The following is a 3,460-nucleotide window of genomic DNA, read 5'->3' on the forward strand; positions in this document are numbered from 1 at the left end:
GGCCACGAGCAGGAGGTGCTCGACGACCGTGACCTCGGGGAACCAGGCGTCCTCGTCGAAGACGCACGCGACGGCGCGCCGGTGCGCGGCGGCGCGCTCGTCCACCGGCTCCCCGGCGAGCAGCACCCGCCCGGCCAGGGGCCGCAGCAGCCCCGCCGCGGCCCGCAGCAGCGTCGACTTGCCCGCGCCGTTGGCGCCGACCAGGCAGACGGCCTCCCCCGGCGCGACGCCCACGTCGACCGGGGCGCACACCGGTGCACCGGCGTAGCCGACGCTCAGCCCCTCCAGCCGCAGCAGCGGCCCGGCCGCGGCGCTCACGCGCGCTCCAGGAACCGCCGCTGCTCGGCGCCCACGCGGTCGGCGATGGCGGCCGCCAGCCCGGGGTGCCCGCGCAGCTCGGGATCGGCCTCGACGACCGCGGTGGCGTCGGCGCGGGCGCGGGTGATGAGGTCGACGTCGTCGATGACGCTGAGCACCCGCAGCGAGGAGCGCCGCCCGGACTGCGCCGCGCCCAGCACGTCGCCCTCCCGGCGCTGCTCGAGGTCCACCCGCGCCAGCTCGAAGCCGTCGGTGGTGGCCTCCACGGCGCGCAGCCGCTCCACCACCCGCGAGGAGCCCGCCGCCTCCGTGACGAGCAGGCAGGTGCCCGGCAGGCCGCCGCGGCCGACCCGGCCGCGCAGCTGGTGCAGCTGGGAGATGCCGAAGCGCTCCGCGTCGAAGATGACCATGAGGGTCGCGGTGGGCACGTCGACACCGACCTCGACGACGGTGGTGGCCACGACGACGTCGAGCTGCTGCGCGGCGAAGCGGCGCACGACGTCCTCCTTCTCCTCCGCCGGCAGCCGCCCGTGCAGCACCTCGGTGCGCAGGGCGGCCGTCGCCGGGTGCGCGCGCACCTGCGCCACGACGTCCTCCACCGCCAGCGGGGGCCGCTTGCCGTCCTCGGCGGGGGCCGGCGGCGATTCCTCCCCGCCGATGCGCGGGCAGACGACGTACACCTGGTGCCCGGCGGCCGCCTCCTCGGCGATGCGGGTGAAGACCCGCTCGATCCACTCCGGGTGCTGCGCGAGCGGCACGACGTGGGTGCTGATCGGGGCGCGCCCCGGGGGCAGCTCGCGCAGCACGGAGGTCTCCAGGTCGCCGAAGACGGTCATCGCGACGGTGCGCGGGATCGGGGTCGCCGTCATGACGAGCAGGTGCGGGGACGCGGAGGCCTTGGCGCGCAGGGCGTCGCGCTGCTCCACGCCGAAGCGGTGCTGCTCGTCGACGACGACGAGACCGAGGTCGGCGAACTGCACGTGCTCCTCCAGCAGCGCGTGGGTGCCGATGACGATGCCCGCCTCGCCGCCGGCAGCGGCCAGCAGCGCCTCGCGGCGGGCCCGCGCGGGCATCGAGCCGGTGAGCAGCACGACGCGGGTGGCGCGCTCGGCCGCCCCCAGCTGCCCGGCCAGGGCGAGGTCGCCCAGCACGGTCGTGATGGAGCGCAGGTGCTGGCCGGCGAGGACCTCGGTGGGGGCCAGCAGCGCCGCCTGCCCGCCGGCGTCGACGACGGTGAGCATGGCCCGCAGGGCGACGAGGGTCTTGCCGGAGCCGACCTCCCCCTGCAGCAGCCGCCGCATCGGGTGGGTGCCGGCGAGGTCGGCGGCGAGCTGGTCCCCCACCGCCCGCTGGCCGGCGGTGAGCTCGAAGGGCAGCCGGGCGTCGAGCGCGGCGAGCAGCCCGTCGGGCCGGGCGGTGCGGGGCACGGCCGTCTCCCGGCTCGCCGCGTGGCGCCGCTGCGCCAGCGTGGTCTGCAGCACGAACGCCTCCTCGTAGCGGAAGCGCTCCAGGCCCTGCTCGTACTGCTCCTTCGTGCGGGGCTGGTGCACCCAGCGCAGGGCGTCGGCCGCCGGCGGCAGGCCCTCCCGCCGCGCGACGGCGGGCGGCACGGCGTCGTCCACCTCGCCCAGGGAGGACAGCACGACCGCGAGGGAGGTGGCGACGTCCCAGCTGCGCACCTTCGTCGTCGCCGGGTAGATGGGCACCGGCTGGGCGGCGAACGCCTCACCGGCGTCCTCGCCGGCGTCCTCGGGCAGCGGGCGGTGCTCGGGGTGCACGAGCTGCAGGACGCGCTGCGCGCCGCGGCGGTAGGTCTGGACCTTGCCGGCGAAGAGGGCGCGGGTGCCGACGGGGAGCTGGCGGGCGTGGTGGGTCAGGGGGCCCAGGCCCTTGGCGAAGAAGGTGAGCAGCAGCTCGCCGCGCCCGTCACCGACGACCACCTCGAGCATCGCGCCGCGGCGGCTGCGCATCTGCCGCGGCCCGGACACCCGCTGCACCTGGGCCACGACGGTGACGTCGTCGCCCTCCTGCAACCCCGCGATGGGGGTGAGCTGGCCGCGCTCGGCGTAGCGGCGGGGCAGGTGCCACAGCAGGTCGCGCACGGTGTGCAGGTCCAGCTCCGCGGCGAGCTTGGCCGCCGTCGTGCCCCCCACCCGGGGGGCCAGCGGTGCGTCGAGGTCCTCCGCCACCGCGCCGCCGTGCGCCTGGACCACCGCTGCACCCTCCCCTCCGCGGCCGCCCGCCGCCCCGCGGCGCCGCACCGGCGCCGGTCGGGGCAGGCTACTGCCGCGCCCCGACGCCCCCGGCGGTCCGGGACCGGGATTTGAGCCGGTTCCCCCGCTGGGATACCGTTGACCGCTGTGCCCGGCGCGTCCGGGCCCCGCGTGCCCCGGTCCACCGGTCGGCACGAACGCCGTGCTTCCGACCGACATCAGGAGATCTCCGTGGCTGCCACCTGCGACGTCTGCGCCAAGGGCCCGGGCTTCGGCTACTCCGTCTCGCACTCGCACCGCCGCACCAAGCGCCGCTGGAACCCGAACATCCAGCGCGTGCGCACGGTCACGGGCGGGACGCCCAAGCGCCTCAACGTGTGCACGTCCTGCCTGAAGGCGGGCAAGGTCACGCGCTGACCGCGGTCCAGCGCAGGTGAGGGTCGGCCCGCTCGGGCCGGCCCTCACGTGCGTCCACCACCGGGCACCCGCTCCCGGCGCGGCCGCGCCGGTGCGACCGGCCCCGGCGGCGGGTGCACCGGCGACGGGTCCTGCGGGGGCCGGCCTCAGCCGGCGAAGTGGTCCCAGCCACCGCCGGCGCCGGTCGGCACCTCGCCGTCGAGGAGCACCAGCGGACCCGCCGACCCGGCCTCGCGGACCACGCCCACGACCTCGAACCCGGCGGGCAGCGCCGCCCGCGGCGGGAAGCAGCCCAGCAGCGCGTGGTCCTCGCCGCCGGTGAGCACCCAGCCGCGGGCCTGCGCGGCACCCAGCCCGGTGCCCCGGCAGGAGGTGGTCAGCTCCGCCGCCCAGGCCGCCAGCGGGACGTCGGCGGCGCGCAGGCCGAGCACCACCCCGCTGGCCCGCGCGATCCGCCCGGCGTCGCGCAGCAGCCCGTCGCTGACGTCCATGAGCGCCGCGGCACCGGCCCC

The 3,460-nt window shown here is 77.8% G+C and carries 3 protein-coding genes and 1 pseudogene; 1 reads left to right on the forward strand and 3 read right to left on the reverse strand.

Annotation, left to right across the window (positions count from 1 at the left end; translation table 11 throughout):
- The coding region (locus ABEB16_RS17940; RefSeq protein ID WP_345713583.1) for an ABC transporter ATP-binding protein at positions 1-318 on the reverse strand (318 nt) is incomplete at its 3' end.
- The gene (locus ABEB16_RS17945) at positions 315-2,531 is read right to left on the reverse strand and encodes an ATP-dependent DNA helicase RecG (protein ID WP_345713584.1); all 2,217 of its coding nucleotides are present in this window, start codon (positions 2,529-2,531) and stop codon (positions 315-317) included. The genes ABEB16_RS17945 and ABEB16_RS17940, both read right to left, overlap by 4 nt.
- A 231-nt stretch (positions 2,532-2,762) precedes the next feature.
- Here ABEB16_RS17945 and rpmB point away from each other — a divergent pair, with 231 nt between their 5' ends.
- On the forward strand, positions 2,763-2,948 hold the full coding sequence (gene rpmB, locus ABEB16_RS17950; protein WP_345713585.1) for a 50S ribosomal protein L28: 186 nt from the start codon (positions 2,763-2,765) through the stop codon (positions 2,946-2,948).
- A 146-nt stretch (positions 2,949-3,094) separates the two neighbouring features.
- Here the strand turns inward: rpmB and ABEB16_RS17955 are convergent.
- Positions 3,095-3,460 (reverse strand): annotated as a pseudogene (locus ABEB16_RS17955) (thiamine-phosphate kinase); the annotation flags it as partial.

Source organism: Kineococcus glutinatus, from assembly GCF_039542765.1.
Taxonomy (GTDB): Bacteria; Actinomycetota; Actinomycetes; order Actinomycetales; family Kineococcaceae; genus Kineococcus_A; species Kineococcus_A glutinatus.